Here is a 17,546-nt window from a genome sequence, read left to right on the forward strand (position 1 = left end):
AATAATGGATGAGTTGTGCGGATTAGTTGATGAAATGAAATAAGGATACGCTATCGTCTGTTCCAGTCGAACAGCACTGTATCATCTTCAAACTTTCCCCACATCACGGGATGCTGCTTGCCATCGGTCTTTTCCCCAACCTTCCGGCTGACGTATCGAAACAACTCCTTAGCCGTAATTTTCCGGTTCTTGTCCGCATCGGCTCCACCACGTAACCCTCTCAAAAGATAAGTGGTGAACACCCCGTTCGCCATGAACGGGCTCTCGATGGAGGCCTCTCCGGTACGCGAAGAGAGGAACAGCAAGACATCGGGAGTATTTACAGCGTGGGAATGTATGCCGGAGGCGTTTCCCCGAATGCCGCCCGAAAAGCAAGCATCCAGGAAGAGGACTTTCCGACTTGCACGTGACTGTTTCAAGATGCTCTGTATCTCTCGATAAGTAATCCCTTTTCCTCCTTTCGCTGGCATATCATAAGGACAAATGCCGTCCGCATAACCATGTCCGCTAAAAGCAAATACCACCATGTCGTCCTCCTTGGCACGGGAGAACTGGTCTTTCAGGCTTTTCAGCAATACAGCTTTGGTGGCATACTTGCCGGTTATCAGAATGACATGCTTGGTCTGAAGTTTGTATAGAGCGGCTATAGCTTTCGCATCTTTCTCGGGAAGTACTAAGGAAGGAATTTCCTGATAGCCTGACACGCCTACCACTACTACATAAACATCGCCTTTAGCCTCTCCTTCGGAACATACAAAAAGGAAAGGGAATAAGAAAAATAAAACCAGTCTGTTCATGTCCACTTGCATTTGCAGAAACTGCATACCGATTTGTTTGCCAATGTCTCATAAGGAACAAAGCCTAAGAAATTTCCACATTTGGGGCAGACATAATCAATCATGAACTGCTTGTTTAGCGCCTCCATTTTTTCCGGATTCTCTTTGCTTCCTTTGTAGGATTTGGCTAAAGAATATATCAATAAAACAATGCCAGCCGTACCTACCACAGGGGCGAAGTTACCCAGTCCCGGCAAGACGGCTGCCGTCAGGCCCACAAGTGACATCAACGTCATAGGGAGCATCCTATAAAAATTGTTTATCCCGGCTTCCTTCTGAATGGCAATTTTATCCGCAGAGTAGCGGTCGTACACAGCTTTCAGCTTGCGGAACTTTTCCTGATACTCTTTTTCAATGGAACTCAGGGTTGCTGCCTGCGATGAATGTCCCGAAGGGACAGAAACAGGAGAAGGCAACAAATCCCTTACACGGACAATGAAACTGCTGCCCAAGCGAATTTCGGTATTAACGGTCACCTGTGTACGGACAATGCTTTTCCCATCTACAAAAGTTCCGTTGACACTCAAATTCTCCAAGGTATAAGTCCCGTCCGAATTGGAAGTTAACTTGCAATGTTCCCTGCTGACGCTTAAATCGGTAATAGCAACCGATTGTTGCCCTTTACGTCCAACAATGATTTCCATGGCTATTTCTGTGTATATAAGTTTTTTAGGTTCTTCAAAGCTTCTTTTGAAACTGAAAGAGTAAACAGGTGAGGAGCTTCGAAATTGGTAAGAAGCAGTTTCTGTTTCAAAGTATTAATCTGAAAGATACATGTACTGTTGACAATATAGCGTTTTCCGATGCGGATAAAAGTCTGCGTTTGCCCTTTCAATTTTTCGTCAATCAGCGTTTCGATGTTTCCCAAACTATATAGCAAAGTCGCTTTTGCTGCATTCGAAAATATAATGTGAGTATAATTGCCATCCGCTTCAAAATAGACGACATGGCTTAAATCCACTCTTATCAGTTCGTCCCTTGTGTTAAATAGTAGTATTTCCATGGCTTATGCAACGATGTACGTTTTCTCTTATAGGCTTTTACCGACAGACTCCCGGACCGGAATTTCTAAACTTTAATTAAAGGATACGCATATATAAAGAAAAAGCGCGGGAATCTGTACCTGTTACTCGTCCTGCACATCAAGGCCTTCGCATTGCCCACCATCGCTAAACGAGCAACGCAGAAGCCCACGCCGATATGTATAACAACTTGGATGTACCTTTTTAGTTTAGGCACACCAAGGACATAAACATATCCCGCAGACACCTACTGTTGCTTTGTTTCGGCGATGGTCAAAAGTTGCGAAGTCTTGATGTGCCAAGAACAAAACGTCAAGTAAACGTCTTTCTTAATATATGTCCGTTTCCCCACCCAACCGCTTTCATAAAAACAAAGCACCGGCGTAGGAAACATCGCAAAAGTAAAAAACATTTTCCTCTAAAACAATAGTTTACCCTGAAAAAGCAGGATAGTTGTACGGCTCTTTCCATTAAAACCTGTTTTGTTTTCTCAAAAATGGTCTTATTTTATGGGCCACAGCCGACACCATGTCGATGCAGAAAGACATCATATCAGGAGTTCTTCTCTATGTTTGAAAGGCACAAAACATCTGCCATCTGCAACAAAATCATGCTAAATCGATGAACACAAGAGACTTATGCTGTTGCAGATACCTGTTGCAGTATGTTGCAGATAAAGTTATCTGCAACATACTATTCAAATACCGGATTAGTACAGTTTGCCTACACACCGCACAATGTTTATGTAGTGCAAACAAGTATTCAAACCGATAAAATGTCTTATACGGATTTAGGTTGACACCTTTTTAGAGACATAAAAAAAGAAAAATTATGTCTAAATTATCTCGTAAGATTTATTCTGAGACTTTCAAATTGGAAGTTCTCCGTGATTACTTCAGTAGCGGTTTGTCAATGTTTGCTACTGCCAAGAAATGGGGTTTACCCAACCATACTTATATTCTGCGTTGGCAAAAGTGTTATGCAATTGATTCGGATTCCTTATCTTTGTCCCCCGAACTTCTGTCAGATCTTCAAATGAAAAAGAATCCAAAATCAAAATCTAAAGAAGAACTTCTTGAAGCGGAAAATTTGCGTCTGAGAAAGGCTTTGGAACTTGAAAAACTTCGTTCCCATGCCTTTGAAAGACTGATTGAACTCACAGAAAGAGAAGAAGGGATTTCCATCTTAAAAAAAGATGGTGCCAAATAGTCACCGGCCTTCGTGAAGAGTTTCCTCACATCAGTGTGAAAACCCTTTGCGGACTGTTTGGCATGTCTTCCCAGGCCTATTACAAAAAGAAAAAAAATCTTTTGTCGCGTCATCAGATCAGAACAGCCATCTTGGATGCCGTCTTCTTCTACCGCTCAAAGGCTCCGGGCATCGGTGGTTTGAAATTATACCATGAGCTCCGCTCCCTTTATGGAAGCGAGATAACCGGAGGGCGGGATGCCTTCCTTCATCTGCTGCGTTCGGAACGCCTTATGCTGCCCCCGAAGAAACCCAGGCATACGACGGACTCCCACCATCTTTACAAGAAGTATCCGAATCTGATCAAGGGGGTAACGGCACAATACCCGAACCATATCTGGGTATGTGACATCACTTACATCTGGATTGAAGGTGGCGTATGCTACCTCCATCTTGTAACGGACATGTACTCACATGCCGTTTTAGGATGGGTGCTCTCTCCCAGTTTGCATGCCGAATATACGCTACAGGCACTGGAACAGGCCATCAATGAGGCCGGAGGTGGCAATCTTTGCGGCACAATCCACCATTCCGACCGGGGGGTACAGTATGCCTGCGATGCCTATATCGACACACTGGTCACTCATCATATACGTGTGAGCATGACTGAAGATTACAACCCGACGGACAATGCGGTAGCAGAAAGGATGAATGGCATCCTGAAAACGGAATGGATATACGGCATGTCGCTGTTCAGGGATAAAGAGATGGCACGGGAGCAGATTACGCGAATGATTGACTTCTATAATAATGGACGACCGCATATGAGCATAGGTATGAAAAAACCCATGGACGTATATCATGGAGAGGTGCCGGGAAAATCATTGTGGAAAAAATAAGGTTCCATATGATAAATAAATACTATATTTGCGATACCGAGAACCCGGGACATGACGGTTTAAGCCATTGTCTCACAAAAGCCAATAGGGTGTCGAACCCTATTGACTTTTACCGAGAGCCCGAGCACACTCAGATTTGTCCATTGTTTTTACGTATGACAACTATCTTAGGAGCAAAGGGAAGAAACTAACAACTGTTTTAGTTATGAATAACAGAATGTGACAACTTATTTAGTAACTAGCCTCTAAAAGTGACAACCATTTCTAGTATAAGTCAAAACAAAGTGTTCCACCGTATTGAAACAAAGTGTTCCACCGTATTGAAACAAAGTGTTCACCGTATTGAAACAAAGTGTTCAGCGCCTTGAAACAAAGTGGTTCTGAAGTAACAACAAATACAAAATAGCAAAACATACGAGTTTACTTGTGAGATTGAAAGAGTAGTTTATCATGTTGTCAGACCATCATGAGCTAAAACAGATATGTTGCAGATACTTGACCTGCAACCTATCTGCAACAGGTATCTGCAACGCCATAAGCCATTATATTTCAATTAGATACAACGAAATTGTTGCAGATGGCAGATAATTACCATAAATATATTCTTTTGTATAGGAATCGGATGTAGGTTCCTCCGGATTACCCGGCTCGCATTGGACCGGATAAGGGGCAGTATGGCTATATTTTTATCTTAAATGGAAAGAGCCGTGGGATAGTTGCATTAAAATCATAAAATGTTTGATAAGTTTCACTCATTCGGTTTTCCGGTTTACACACTGGTTTACACAAATGCTGTAAAACGTTATTTTTATAAAGAAAAAAGAGGATATTCAATATTTTGGATCCAATTTCAACACCGTCAATACGGCATCAAAAAATCCGTTTTCTTCCGGGAGTTCATATAAAAAACACTCATAATCGTAATTTTATTTGGGTGTAAATGGATGGACTAAAATTGATTGATGGAAACTATTCTGATGCTGCTATTTCTCCATATAGTCATTTCTTCTAAGTCATTAGTGATGACGAGGAGGTTGTCGCAGTGGAGTTCTTCGGCGGCTTCGACGAGGGCATCGAGTTCGCGCTTGCGGGTTTTCTCGGAGGTCATGTCGTAGCATACTTGGATCAGTTGCTCGACCTTTGTGCCGCGACGGGTCACGAAGTCTATCTCCTTGTCGTTGCGGGTGCGGTAATAGAACAATGTGTTGCCGGGTTCATAGCCTCGGCGCATGAGTTCCACGAACACCTGGTTTTTCAAAAGGCGTCCGAGATTCTCGCTGAGATTGAATGCGGTGCTCTGCACAAATCCGTTATCCACTACATAGACCTTGCGCGGAGCTTTCTTCATCAGCTTCAGCTTTTTGTTGAAGCGTGGAAGATAGAAGAACAGATAAGACTCGGCAAGATAGTCGCAGAATTTCTTGGTGGTTGCCACACTTGACAGTCCTAACTCTACCGCAAGTTCGTTTGAGGAAATCGGGTTGCAGAAGTTGGAAAGTAGGTATATGGCAAGGTTATACAAATCGGTTGTGTTCCTTACCTTATGTCGCTTCGCAACATCTTTCAACAATATGGAGTCAAACAATGTGGAAAGATAGTTCTTTGTAATGGCTCTCGCCTTTATGGTTTCTGGATAACCGCCGTTGCGCATATAATCATCGGCGAGTACGGTAGCTTTGGCAAGCTGTTCCTCACGCGGCGCATGAATGTCGATGTCATTCCAGCTCATTGTTTCATCAAGGCTGAAAGGGAGCATTTCTATTTTCAGATAGCGTCCGGTCAGCGATGTCGTCATTTCACTGCTCAGGAGTTTTGCGTTGCTTCCGGTGATAACTAAATTTTTACCGCGACGATACAATTTGCTTACCCACATATCCCAGTTGGGCAGGTTCTGCACCTCATCAAGAAGTAGATAATCATATCCGGGGTATATGTCATCAAGAGCCGACATCACCAAATCCTCATTCCAATTCTCCAACAACTGTGCATCATCGAAATTCAGGTAGGCAAAGTTCTTTCCCTGCAACATTAGCAATGCAAACACAGATTTACCAACGCGTCGTGCCCCGGTGATCAGCTTAATCAACGGATTGGTGAGAAGCTCCTCAACATCATGTTTGGTTTGCCGTTGTTGGTACGGACGAGCCATCAGCTCATCGCGCTCAGTCTTTTGATTGAAGATTATATTTTTCATTGCCGTCTTATTAGAGTGCAAATATAGCTCTTTTTATTCAATTAAACCTCTATATTGAATAAAAAAGCATATATTTTATTCAATACGAAGATGCTATTGACTAAAAACTGAGATGTCAAGATGCTTGTTGAACTTTATAAAAGACGAATAGGACACCTCGAACATTCCTGCATATCTGATTCTGTTCTCTTTCTGCAAGTTCCGGATATAGGTCAGATAGTATTCACCCACCGTTTTATGGGTTGTTTTGTTTGTGGCAGATTCAATAAGAGTTGTAGCCGTAAAGTCTTTGCCTGCTATCCTCTTGTCCAAAGCGGTTTTCTGTATCTCATTGATTTTTTCGCTTATGAGAACGGCTATTCTTTCACGGTTCGGACATTTATCCTTTGGCTGGTTTGTCTTAAAGTCCCATTGTTCCGCTTTAACGGATATGCCAAGACTTTGGTACTTCTTTTTTCCGTCTTTACAGATACGAATCATTAATGGGCTTTCCCCATTACTAAGAGTTTTGTACTTGTAACACACTACTTTTATAGTTTCACTCATACGATTTCCGGTTTAACTCTTGGTTTAACTTTGGAGTGAAAAACGTAGTATTTATAAAGAAAAAAGCAGCTATCCTATTTAGATAACTGCCTGATTTTTAAGTGATCCGCCTGGGGCTCACCTGTGTCTTGTAATCTCCTGATATTCAGTTTCGGATTTTAATCTTCCAAATAATCTCCACCGATTTCGCAGTGTGATACTTTCTGTGTTTTGCGCACCACTCTTTGGCTTTTGGTTGATGCAAAGGTAATACTATTTTTTGAGTAATGCACTGTTTCTACTCTAAAAATATGTGTATAGTAACGTTTTTTTTCGATTAGTTGTTTGGCATTTCAGGAAAAGGACTTAACTTTGTAATCGAAATCTCTGATGAATATCACATAATTTTCGACTACGACGATGATACAACGTAATCATTATTTGGACGAACTTGTTTCCTTACAGGGGAACGGTATGATTAAAGTCATAACAGGAATGCGCAGATGTGGAAAGTCGTATTTGCTGTTTGATATATTTGTGTCTTATCTTGAAGGACAAGGAATAGCACCTGACCATATCATTAAGGTTGACCTTGAAGACTTTAAGAACAGGGGGCTGCGTAATCCTGATAATTTGTATTCATACGTGGAAAGCCGTATTACGGATGACCGGATGCACTATATTTTATTGGATGAGGTGCAGATGCTTGAACACTTTGAGGATGTGCTGAATGGTTTCCTAAAGATGCGGCATGTGGATGTATATGTTACAGGTAGTAATGCCAAATTTTTATCTAAGGACATCATTACGGAATTTCGGGGGCGCGGATATGAGGTGAAGATGTATCCTTTGTGTTTTCGCGAATATATGTCGGCATACAAAGGTTCGGTTCAAGCCGGATTGAATGAATATATGCTGTATGGTGGATTGCCGCAAATATTGTCATATACAACGGAAGAACAAAAGACAAAGTTCTTAAAAACATTGTTTGACGAGACTTACATCAAGGATATTAAAGACCGCTATGATATACGCAAGGATGATGATTTGGAGGAACTTATCAACATTATGGCTTCTGGTATCGGTGCCTTGACCAATCCCAACAAGCTGGCAAACACTTTCCGCAGCGAAAAGAAGTCTATAATATCATACGATACCATCAAAGATTACATTGATTATCTGTGTGATTCGTTTCTTGTGGAAAAGTCTACCCGTTACGATATAAAAGGCAAACGCTATGTTAATTCTCCCTATAAATATTATTTCATGGACTTAGGGCTGCGCAATGCTCGTATCAACTTTCGACAATATGAGAAAAGTCATCTGATGGAAAATCTTATCTACAATGAGATGCGTGTACGGGGCTTCAATGTGGATGTCGGTACAGTGCCCACTTACACAAAGAATGAGGAAGGAAAGCCACAACGTGCCAATTTAGAAGTGGACTTCGTCTGCAATTTGGGAAGCCGTAGGTACTACATTCAATCTGCGTATAGAATGGAGTCCGAAGAAAAAATAAAGCAGGAACGGGCTTCGTTATTAAAGGTGGAAGATTCTTTCAAGAAGATTATAGTTCTTGGTGAGGAGTGTCCGGTGACACGGGATGAACAGGGAATTACAACGATGAGTATTTTTGATTTCTTGCTGAAAGAGAATTCTTTGGAACTTTAGTATTCTTGGAAATGACGAAACAGAAATCGAAAGCGTTGTAGGCTCTTGAGGAGGAAAATCAGAAAGGAATACTCAAGAAATGGAAAAGTATAGAAGGAAATTTTTGTTCACCTGTTGACGGAATTAAAAGCGCTTTATATGGAACGTCATCTTATGTCCCCTGTTAGGAATCCTTGACTGCACTTTCTTCATAGAAGCCGTTGGGACGAAGACCCTCTGCCGGATATCCGTCAAAGCCATTATCTCGTTCCTTTAACGTGACATCAAGGGTATGTGCGGTTTTCTCTACTTTTACACTTTTGAAATACTTAACCATTTCTTCTAGAACAGGCATTCTGCCAACTCTATGTAAGGGTTCTTTCCCATTGTATTCGTTTCTTTCTGCAAAACTATAGATTTTTGAGAGATTACACAGGGTTGTTACTATGCGCCATCTTATGTCTAAATGGATGAATTTTAGGTTGCAGAATGGAAAATCCACAATAAAACTGGTATATGAAACGAGTGCAATTACTCATTTGCATATGCCAACTCGTTATTGTTAGAAAATTTACGGTTCACCGGTAAAATCATGTGGTCTTCTTCTCTCCAATTCTTATCTTTGCCTTCAAAAAACTCTTATGACTAGTTACGATACTCTTTTAGTTCTTGCTCGCTTCATACTCCCAGCTGACCTGTTGGAGTGTTTTGATATTGTTAAAATAGAGAACACCGCTGAAATGTTAACCATTCATTTAGATGAGCAAAATCTTCCTCCCTTGTCCTCTAGGGTTCACTCTTTAGAGTCCAAAGGTTTTCTTCCTCCGGTTTATATTCGTGATTTTCCTATCCGTGACCGTAAGGTAAGCTTATGTGTACGGCGTCGTAAATGGCTCGACAAGGAAACTGGTTCTATCATCTGTAACACTTTTGAGCTTACCGCTCAGGGAACGCGACATTCAAAAGAATTCGCGTCTTTTTTAAAAGGATTGCTTGGAGAAATACCCGATTACGGCCCGCTCTCTTGAACGTTATTATCATATTGACGGTGATCAGTTTGAGCGGCAATATAAAGAGTATCTAAGTGACTACTGCATGTGGGATCAACTGTCCCATGCCGCAAACTGGCTGCTGTTTTCCGAGAACCTGGGACCGTACTTGAGTATTGATGAAACTTCCCTTTCTAATGGTGAGTTATATACTATAATCATCAACAGAGAGGCACACGGTGGTAAAGGTGCTATCGTGGCTATTGTCAAGGGTACCAAGGCTGACGATGTCATAGCTGTGCTAGAACAAATCCCTGAAGAAGCACTTCGGATGGTGCGGGAGGTCACTCTTGATTTGTCAGAAAGTATGCGCAAGATCGTTCGCAGATGTTTCACCTCGGCTATCCGTGTGATAGATCGCTTCCATATTCAAAAGCTGGCGTGTGATGCTGTACAGGAAATTAGAATCGGACACCGTTGGGAAGCTATACAAGAAGAGACTGATGTCAGGCAGGAAGCTAAAGGTCTGAAAAAGAAATATACCCCTTTTACCTTTGAGAATGGTGATACACGCAAGGAATTATTGGCAAGGAGCCGGTATCTGCTTTTCAAATCTGCTGAAAAATGGACTGAAGCACAGAAGCTCAGAGCTACAGTCTTATTCAGAGAATATCCGGATATTAAACGGGCATATTCACTTAGTCATTCTTTAAGAATGATTTTTAATAAACGATCGATAAAGGCAGGAGCAAGAACCAATTTAGCGAAGTGGTATCAAGAAGTAGAACAATCTGGATTTGAATCGTTTAACACAATAGCTGCTACATTATATGACAGAAGTGAGCAGATACTAAACTTCTATATTAATAGGGCATCAAATGCTGCTGCAGAATCATTTAATGCGAAAGTTAAACAGTTCAGAGCACAACTTAGAGGGGTTATAGACATACCCTTTTTCTTGTATAGACTAACTAAAATTTATGCATAAAACCACAGGATTTTATCGATGACCCCACAAGACTTTACCGGTGACCCAAAAATAGCTATATAGCAGGTTTATAGTATGTAAAAATGGCTTCCTTGTTCGTCCGCCGACGAGGAAGCCATTCAACACAAAAACTAAACTAGACTTAACTAAACTATTCTATTCTTGGAATTTCACAATTCCTTTTTGTTTTGCAAAGGTAGATATAAAACGGTTTTTGACAAACTATAATCGACAAAATTTACTTTTTTGTCGACAAATTTATGAATCATCAGCTCCTTTCGTCAAGAAAAGTCTGAAAAGCTTGCTTGTAACTATCGCTGATAGGAATATATGTCTTGTCAAAAACAATACGTCCGCGGTCGATTATGCGTATCTTATCTTTTTGTACAATGAATGAGCGGTGCACGCGTATGAAATGACTGGAAGGTAAGAGTTCCTCCATTGCTTTCATACTCATCAGTGATAGAATGGGTTTGGAAGTGTCTTCTGTATATATTTTAATATAATCTTTCAGTCCTTCGATATACATGATTTTCTTCAAGTCCACTTGTACCAGCTTGTAGTCACTTTTCACAAAGATACTGTCTATCTTTTCCGGCTTCTGTACAAGTTCGAACCATTGAACGGCCTTGTTGGCGGCTTGCAGGAAATCGATGTACGAGATCGGTTTCAGCAGGTAATCGAGTGCATTGACACGATAACCGTCAATGGCATATTGTCCGAAAGCAGTAGTAAATACAATGCGGGTGTGCGGATTTACCATTTTTGAGAATTCCAAACCATTAAGCTCCGGCATCTGGATGTCCAGAAACAGGAGATCGACCTCTTCGCCCGGCAATTCTTTCATTGCCTGAACCGCACTGGAGTACTTTCCAACGAGTTGCAGGAACGGAGTTTTATTCACGTAACTCTCTAACAAACTAAGAGCTAGTGGCTCATCGTCAATCATTGCACAACGTAATACCATAACTTTTATATCTAAAGTTTTTATAATTCAATCTCCTGAAATTTACTCTCTGATCTTGATACTTAATCGCGATTCATATACTTTTTCATCTTTTGAGATGCCTTTCGACCAAGTATAAGCCTCGGGATAAAGAATCTCCAACCGGCGGCTGACTTGTTCCAGTCCCACTCCCGAGCCACTTTTATCCTCTACTGTCTTTGGATGATTACTGTTGTGGATTTCGCAAATCACCTCTCTGTCATTTTCCGAAAGATGAATACGGATGAAACTCGATTCAGTAGGAGAGATGCCATGTTTGAAGGCGTTCTCTATTAACGAGATGAAGATAAGCGGGGCTATCAGTGTCTGGCTGTCCGGACGGATATCGAATTTAGTAATCACCTGTACATGGGCTGATAGGCGGATACGCATCAATTCGATGTAATTACGGATAAAATCAACCTCCTTACAAAGAGGAACGTATGTCTGCTGGTTATCATATAACACGTAACGAAGCAGTTTGCTCAACTCTTGAATTGCTTGTTGCGCCTTGTCCGAATCAAATGCAATCAGTGCATAGATATTATTCAGCGTATTCAGCAGAAAGTGAGGGTTCAGCTGATTCCGCAGATTCTTCAGTTCCGCTTCCGCACGGCTTCGTTCCGCCTCCTTGCGAGCAGCTTCGTTCTGTGCCCATCGTGCACTCATACGAATAGCGGCGCTTAGTCCGATAGTGAATACGAGGCTCAACATATCTCTAAGGAAGAACAACCATCCCGGAGGCATACCCGGTCTTTTGGCTTTGGGTGTACATGACGGATCGAATGTCAAGCTTTGCCAGAAATGTAACAGAATGCCGATGATGCATAAAAAGATTATGTTGTAGATGATATATCTTTTAGCCTGACTCTGAAACAGATAGCGTGGGACAAGAATGAAATAATTCACATAGAACGCAATCATGAACGAAAGGGGGACGGCAAGATGGCGCGTATAGGCCAGCCAGTTAATGTTCCCGTTCTCACGTTCGACGAAAAAGAACGGGAAACCGAACATAATCCCCCAGCTGATAACGTGTATCAGTATCTCCAGGGGACGACGTGCAGATGTAAAGGGTTGTTTCATAAAGACAAAGATAATTTTTTTGATTGACAAACCGACTGTTGTCAATCAATTATTCGTATCTGATGGCTTCTATCGGATCCAAATCTGCTGCTTTCTTAGCCGGATACCATCCGAAGAAGACTCCCGTAACGGTGCATACTGCGAAGGAGAGGAATACACTCCACGGCTGGATATAGATGGGCCAATGTGCCACGCTCTTGACAATCCAGCTGGAACCGCAACCGATAATCACTCCGATGATACCTCCCGTGATACTAATCATGATGGCCTCGATGAGGAATTGGTTTAGAATATCGACTCCACGTGCACCGACGGACATACGCAGGCCGATTTCACGGGTACGCTCCGTAACAGATACATACATAATATTCATAATTCCGATACCACCCACCACCAGTGAAATACCTGCAATGCAAGCCAGCAAGGTTGTCATCAAGTCGGTGGTTGAGTTGAGCATCGTACTCAATTCCTGCTGGGTACGGATGGTGAAATCATCGTTATCCGAAGCTTTCAGTTTATGGTTGCGACGGAGGATTGTACTGATTTCGTCAGTAGCGTACTCCGTCATGTCTTCGGTAAGGGCAGAAGCAAACACTCCTTGCAGATACGTAACGGCAAGTAGTCGTTTCATTACCGTGCTGTATGGCGCAAGCACTACTGCATCCTGATCTTGTCCCATAGAGTTGTAGCCTTTGGCTTTGAGCACGCCTACCACACGAAGCGGTATTTTGTTGAAACGAATAATCTTACCTACCGGATCACTTCCATCCGGAAAAAGATTGTCTACTATTGTCTTTCCGATTACACACACTTTGGCTGAACTCTGTATGTCGGCTTCTGTAAACATCTCTCCGTTTTCAATAGTCAGTTGTCGGATGTCGAGGTATTCTGTTCCGACACCGTTCACAGAAGCCGGGTAGTTGTTGTTGCCGGCAATGAGTTGCCCCGATGCTGAAACATTGGGACTGATGGCGGACAGGAAACTTGTCTCGTCGCGTAAGGCTTTGTAGTCGGAAAGCTTCAGAGTCTGCATGGCAGACGGGTCCTGCCGGACACCTCCACGCATATCGGCTCCCGGATGAATCATAATCATGTTCGAACCCATCTCGGAAATCTGCTGCCGGATACTTTTCTTCGAACCTTGTCCGATAGCCAGCATCGTGATGACGGAAGCTACGCCAATAATGATACCGAGCATAGTTAGAAAAGCACGCAGCTTATTGTTCGCCAATGCACGGAGAGCTATCTTAAATAAATTTGTTCCATTCATAATTGATAATTATTAACTGAATTATTCGTGCAGAAAAACAGCATATCCGAAACTCGATTTATGAATCCTCGTCGTTTTTCGGCAAAGCAGCCAGTGCTTCGGCAGCCGAAAGAATCTTCGGATTGGTCGTGTCTTCTATCACATGACCGTCACGCAGGCGGATATTCCGGCTGCTATATTGCGAAAGTTCAGGATTATGTGTCACAAAGATAATCGTTCGTCCCTCGGCATGGAGCTTTTGAAACAAGACAAGTATCTCGAAAGAGGTACGGCTGTCAAGGTTTCCGGTCGCTTCATCGGCAAGAATCACTGCCGGATTGTTGACCAATGCGCGTGCAATGGCAACGCGTTGCATTTGTCCGCCGGACATCTGGTTGGATTTATGTTCCAGACGGTCCCCCAATCCTACGGCCTGTAAAGATTCGATGGCACGGTGGCGACGTTCGGCAGCACTGACGGCAGAGTTGTACATAAGCGGTAGTTCCACATTTTCCACTGCTGTCGTTTTAGGCAACAGGTTGTAATTTTGGAACACGAAGCCGATCTTCCGGTTTCTTAGTATCGCACGTTGAGACTTGCTCATCGTACGTACGGGAATATCGTCGAGCAAATACTCTCCACTGGTCGGGGTATCCAGGCAACCTAATATATTGAGGAGCGTGGATTTTCCTGAACCGGAAGTTCCCATGATAGTGACAAACTCTCCTTCATTGATATTGAACGAGACGCCACGCAATGCATGGACCGTTTCGTCGCCTACCTGAAAGTTGCGTTTGATATTTTGTATTTCAATTACTTTTTTCATCATAAATAATGTACTATTTTTTCTTCTTACTTCCCGGAGGGCCGGGCATGAACGGACTTCTTTCTCCACCACTTCCCCGATCTCCTTCTGCAGCCATATTTTCACCGGGTATTGTTCCTACGGTAGCTTCGGTCACTACCTTTGTTCCCTCGGAAATACCGCTGATAATCTCTGTGGATATGCCGTTACTGATTCCTATTTCTACCGGATGAGCGGTGAATGTGGTTCCTTCACGGGTCCAGAGTTTATGTTCTCCTTCGGAGTCTTTCACGATGTCATTATTACCGATTAACGGCTTTTCCGGTGTGAACCGTAATGCCCTGTTCGGAACGGACAACACATTCTTTTTATCAAGAATATAGATTGTGACGTTGGCTGTCAAACGAGGTTTTAATTTCAGCTCAGGGTTGGGGGCGGAGATGACAACTTCATAAGTAACCACGGTAGTGTTGGTGCTCGTGCTGCTCGTACTGCTGGTGTCTCCCAAACGAATCTGTGTAACTACCCCTTCGAATACGTCATTCGGGTAAGCATCTACCGTGAAGCTGGCACGCTGGCCTTCTGCTACACCGCCTATATCGGCTTCGTCCACATCGGCTACCACTTGCATCTGTGTCAGGTCGGCAGCAATGGTGAACAATGTCGGGGTCTCGAATCCGGAAGCAACGGTTTGTCCTGCTTCCACATCACGGCTGATGACTACTCCGTCAATCGGTGAGGTGATGGTTGCATAAGACAGGTTACGTTCCGCTTTTGTGAGTGATGCTTTACTGCTGTCATAGCTACTTTTCGCTTTCTGATAGTTATAGAGAGCCTGTTCGAAATCCGTATCACTAATCAGTGATTTTTCATGCAAGCCTTTGCTACGTTCATAATTTTTTTTCTGATATTCATATTCGGCTTTTGCACCGTCGTAAGTTGCCTGTTGTGATGCCAGTTCACTTTGCAATGTGGCACGGTCCATTTCGGCAATCAACTGTCCCTTGGTTACTACCGAGTTATAATCTACGTAAATCTTGTCGATGATACCGGAAACTTGCGTACCGACTTCTACTTCCGTCACCGGTTCGATGGTTCCGGTAGCAGTCACCGAACTTGAAATATCGCCTTTGCTGACGTTGGCAGTGGCATAGGTGACTTTATGCTTGGAAGGTGAGCCTGCAAAGAAACGGATTCCTGCACCTGCTACCACAACGATTGCCACAGCGATTAAGATAATCTTTTTTGTTTTCATTCGTTTATTCTGTTTTTTAAATTGCTAATTGATCTCCCTGATAGAACTTCAGCAGCTGCATATTCAGTATGGTCATATATTTAGCTTGGAGTTGTTCCTGCTGTGCTTGCAGCAAGTTGTTCTTTTCTGTAAGGAGCTCTACGGTATTCTTCATTCCCAGATTGAACTGTTCGCTGATCAACTCATAGCTGATTTGTGTACTCTTTAGTTTCTCATTTGCTGCCGCATAACGTTGTTGTGCGCTGTTGGCATCCAGCCAGAGTCCTTCAATGGTCTTATACAGTTTTTTTTGTTCGTCCAGCAAAGATAACATACTCGTTTCGTATTGTAATTTCGCTTTCTGTACGGCACTTTTTGTTTGACGGTTGTTGAAGATAGGTATACTGACAGACAATCCGATAGAATTGTTCCATCCGTTTTTCACTTGCTCTCCGAAAGTGAAGTCGCTGCCACTGGTATGGTTGGTGCCGATTCCAGCACTAAGGCTGATCGTGGGAAAATAACTCGATTTGGCAATATCGATTCCCAGGTTGGAAGCTTCTACATTAAGTTTGCTTGCTTCAATCTCCGGACGAAGACTCAACGCGCTGATGTACACATCTTTCTTGGCAGGCAACGGAGCCAGTATATTTTCATCGGACAAGGCGGGGAGATAGATGTTCATTTCATTCTCTCCATCCAGTTCGAGCAGTTGTTTCAGTTGTAATTTGTAATCTTCAAGAGTGGCTTGCGCTGTAACAAGTTGGTATCGGTCATTGCTCACCTGTGCTTCCAGTTGGGCGAAGTCACTTTGAGCGATACTTCCGGCGTTCAGAAGTGCCTGTCCGCGGTCACGCTGTGCAATGGAGACTTGCAACGTGTTTTTGTTTACCTTGACAGACTCAGCTGCATAAAGAATTTGGATATAAATCCGGGCGATAGACTCCTGAATGTTATTTTCGGAAGTTGCCACATCCAGTTCGGCAACCCGGTTGTTCAACTTTTCCTGTTGGATGGTTTTCAGCCTTTTATTACCATTATAGAGAGTCCACGACGCATTCAGTCCATAATTGCCATTGTAGCTTGTTTTACTGTTACTACTGATAATTTCGCTGCCGCTCACCCTGCTACTCGTCTCCTGATACGGACGGTTCACCACCTGCTGGCCGGTAGAGAATGAAAGACTGGGAAACAAGGCAGCCTTAGCTGTCTTCACATCAATTTGCGTGCCGGCCGCAGTGATCCGGTTCTTGCGAATCGTGATGTTCTGTTCTTTTGCGTAGTCGATGCATGACTGCAAATCCCATTGAGCCGGAATTTTCGTTTCTTTCTGCGTACCGACTTGCTGTGGAGTAACTTGAGCGGATATGTCGGACAGCATACCTGCTCCAAGAAACGTCATCACTGTCAATCTTCTTACATTGATCATATTCATACTTCTATTGATTTACTGATGCGAAGGTATGTACATATTATATATGACGCAAAAACGATAGACGGATAACATGTTTTCATCGTTAAATGATTTTTTTCTGTCGATAGGTTGTTTTTTGAAGAAAAACATAATAAATCACACAACTTTTTTGACTAGTTGCTTGTTTTAATTATAAAAAATGTATATTTGTACTCATTACAAATTATAACGTCAATATATGAAGAATACACTACTTACGATCTGGAACTTCTATTTGGAGGGCTTCCGTAGTATGACCTTGGGACGTACCCTTTGGGTAATCATTCTGCTGAAATTATTCGTCATGTTCTTCATCCTCAAAATGTTCTTTTTCCCTGATTTCCTCCGTGATCATCCTACGGATGATGACAAGGGAACATACGTGGGAAATGAACTGATAGAACGTGCTATCCCCGGTAAATCCACAGATTTTTAACTTTTAA

The 17,546-nt window shown here is 42.6% G+C and carries 18 protein-coding genes; 6 read left to right on the plus strand and 12 right to left on the minus strand.

What is annotated here, in order from left to right:
* Nucleotides 1–50 precede the first annotated feature (50 nt).
* Genes AB9N12_RS18110 through AB9N12_RS18120 form a run of 3 tightly spaced genes read right to left on the minus strand, consistent with a single transcriptional unit; the run spans nt 51 to nt 1,839 of the window.
* Nucleotides 51–797 carry a caspase domain-containing protein gene (locus AB9N12_RS18110; protein ID WP_369893502.1) on the minus strand — a complete coding sequence of 249 codons (747 nt, stop codon included), beginning with the start codon at nt 795–797 and terminating at the stop codon, nt 51–53.
* A complete protein-coding gene (locus tag AB9N12_RS18115) occupies nt 794–1,480 on the minus strand; it encodes an FHA domain-containing protein (RefSeq protein ID WP_369893503.1) in 687 nt (228 codons plus the stop codon). The genes AB9N12_RS18110 and AB9N12_RS18115 overlap by 4 nt, the downstream gene beginning before the upstream one ends.
* A gap of 2 nt (nt 1,481–1,482) precedes the next feature.
* On the minus strand, nt 1,483–1,839 hold the full coding sequence (locus AB9N12_RS18120; RefSeq protein WP_369893504.1) for a LytTR family transcriptional regulator DNA-binding domain-containing protein: 357 nt from the start codon (nt 1,837–1,839) through the stop codon (nt 1,483–1,485).
* A gap of 850 nt (nt 1,840–2,689) precedes the next feature.
* Between AB9N12_RS18120 and AB9N12_RS18125 the strand changes: the two genes are divergently transcribed.
* Both AB9N12_RS18125 and AB9N12_RS18130 read left to right on the plus strand, forming a co-directional pair.
* Nucleotides 2,690–3,067 carry a hypothetical protein gene (locus tag AB9N12_RS18125; protein WP_369889012.1) on the plus strand — a complete coding sequence of 126 codons (378 nt, stop codon included), beginning with the start codon at nt 2,690–2,692 and terminating at the stop codon, nt 3,065–3,067.
* A 35-nt stretch (nt 3,068–3,102) separates the two neighbouring features.
* Entirely contained in the window at nt 3,103–3,945 is an 843-nt protein-coding gene (locus AB9N12_RS18130) for an IS3 family transposase (RefSeq protein ID WP_369889013.1), read from the plus strand.
* 949 nt (nt 3,946–4,894) lie between these two features.
* Here AB9N12_RS18130 and AB9N12_RS18135 read toward each other — a convergent pair.
* Nucleotides 4,895–6,139 (minus strand): ATP-binding protein, encoded by a 1,245-nt coding sequence (locus tag AB9N12_RS18135; protein WP_369888912.1) that lies wholly within the window; start codon nt 6,137–6,139, stop codon nt 4,895–4,897.
* A gap of 93 nt (nt 6,140–6,232) precedes the next feature.
* Entirely contained in the window at nt 6,233–6,685 is a 453-nt protein-coding gene (locus AB9N12_RS18140; RefSeq protein WP_369888913.1) for an Arm DNA-binding domain-containing protein, read from the minus strand.
* Nucleotides 6,686–7,084: 399 nt separating this feature from the next.
* Here AB9N12_RS18140 and AB9N12_RS18145 point away from each other — a divergent pair, with 399 nt between their 5' ends.
* Nucleotides 7,085–8,335, plus strand: coding sequence for an ATP-binding protein (locus tag AB9N12_RS18145; protein ID WP_369888914.1), 1,251 nt, complete (start codon nt 7,085–7,087; stop codon nt 8,333–8,335).
* 163 nt (nt 8,336–8,498) lie between these two features.
* Here AB9N12_RS18145 and AB9N12_RS18150 read toward each other — a convergent pair whose 3' ends face one another.
* Complete coding sequence (locus tag AB9N12_RS18150) at nt 8,499–8,651, minus strand: hypothetical protein (RefSeq protein WP_369888915.1); 153 nt, start codon at nt 8,649–8,651, stop codon at nt 8,499–8,501.
* A 304-nt stretch (nt 8,652–8,955) separates the two neighbouring features.
* On the opposite strand from AB9N12_RS18150, the gene AB9N12_RS18155 reads away from it, so the two are divergent.
* Together AB9N12_RS18155 and AB9N12_RS18160 are read left to right on the plus strand one after the other, a co-directional pair.
* The gene (locus AB9N12_RS18155) at nt 8,956–9,342 is read left to right on the plus strand and encodes a hypothetical protein (protein ID WP_369888972.1); all 387 of its coding nucleotides are present in this window, start codon (nt 8,956–8,958) and stop codon (nt 9,340–9,342) included.
* Nucleotides 9,308–10,291: a transposase gene (locus tag AB9N12_RS18160; RefSeq protein WP_369893505.1), complete on the plus strand. Its 984-nt coding sequence runs from the start codon at nt 9,308–9,310 to the stop codon at nt 10,289–10,291. Before AB9N12_RS18155 ends, AB9N12_RS18160 begins: the two co-directional genes overlap by 35 nt.
* 268 nt (nt 10,292–10,559) lie before the next feature.
* Here AB9N12_RS18160 and AB9N12_RS18165 read toward each other — a convergent pair whose 3' ends face one another.
* From AB9N12_RS18165 to AB9N12_RS18190, 6 genes are read right to left on the minus strand one after another with little or no spacing between them, the layout of a single operon-like run.
* A complete protein-coding gene (locus tag AB9N12_RS18165) occupies nt 10,560–11,258 on the minus strand; it encodes a LytR/AlgR family response regulator transcription factor (protein WP_369893506.1) in 699 nt (232 codons plus the stop codon).
* A gap of 42 nt (nt 11,259–11,300) precedes the next feature.
* Nucleotides 11,301–12,362 (minus strand): sensor histidine kinase, encoded by a 1,062-nt coding sequence (locus AB9N12_RS18170; protein WP_369893507.1) that lies wholly within the window; start codon nt 12,360–12,362, stop codon nt 11,301–11,303.
* 49 nt (nt 12,363–12,411) lie between these two features.
* A complete protein-coding gene (locus AB9N12_RS18175; protein ID WP_369893508.1) occupies nt 12,412–13,632 on the minus strand; it encodes an ABC transporter permease in 1,221 nt (406 codons plus the stop codon).
* A gap of 58 nt (nt 13,633–13,690) precedes the next feature.
* Entirely contained in the window at nt 13,691–14,437 is a 747-nt protein-coding gene (locus AB9N12_RS18180) for an ABC transporter ATP-binding protein (RefSeq protein WP_369893575.1), read from the minus strand.
* A 13-nt stretch (nt 14,438–14,450) separates the two neighbouring features.
* The gene (locus AB9N12_RS18185) at nt 14,451–15,671 is read right to left on the minus strand and encodes an efflux RND transporter periplasmic adaptor subunit (RefSeq protein ID WP_369893509.1); all 1,221 of its coding nucleotides are present in this window, start codon (nt 15,669–15,671) and stop codon (nt 14,451–14,453) included.
* 16 nt (nt 15,672–15,687) lie between these two features.
* Nucleotides 15,688–17,085 (minus strand): TolC family protein, encoded by a 1,398-nt coding sequence (locus tag AB9N12_RS18190; protein WP_369893510.1) that lies wholly within the window; start codon nt 17,083–17,085, stop codon nt 15,688–15,690.
* Between the two features lie 217 nt (nt 17,086–17,302).
* Between AB9N12_RS18190 and AB9N12_RS18195 the strand changes: the two genes are divergently transcribed.
* Entirely contained in the window at nt 17,303–17,539 is a 237-nt protein-coding gene (locus AB9N12_RS18195; protein WP_004300334.1) for a DUF4492 domain-containing protein, read from the plus strand.
* Nucleotides 17,540–17,546 lie beyond the last annotated feature (7 nt).

The sequence above is a fragment of the Bacteroides sp. AN502(2024) genome (genome assembly GCF_041227145.1).
In the GTDB taxonomy this organism is placed as follows: Bacteria; Bacteroidota; Bacteroidia; order Bacteroidales; family Bacteroidaceae; genus Bacteroides.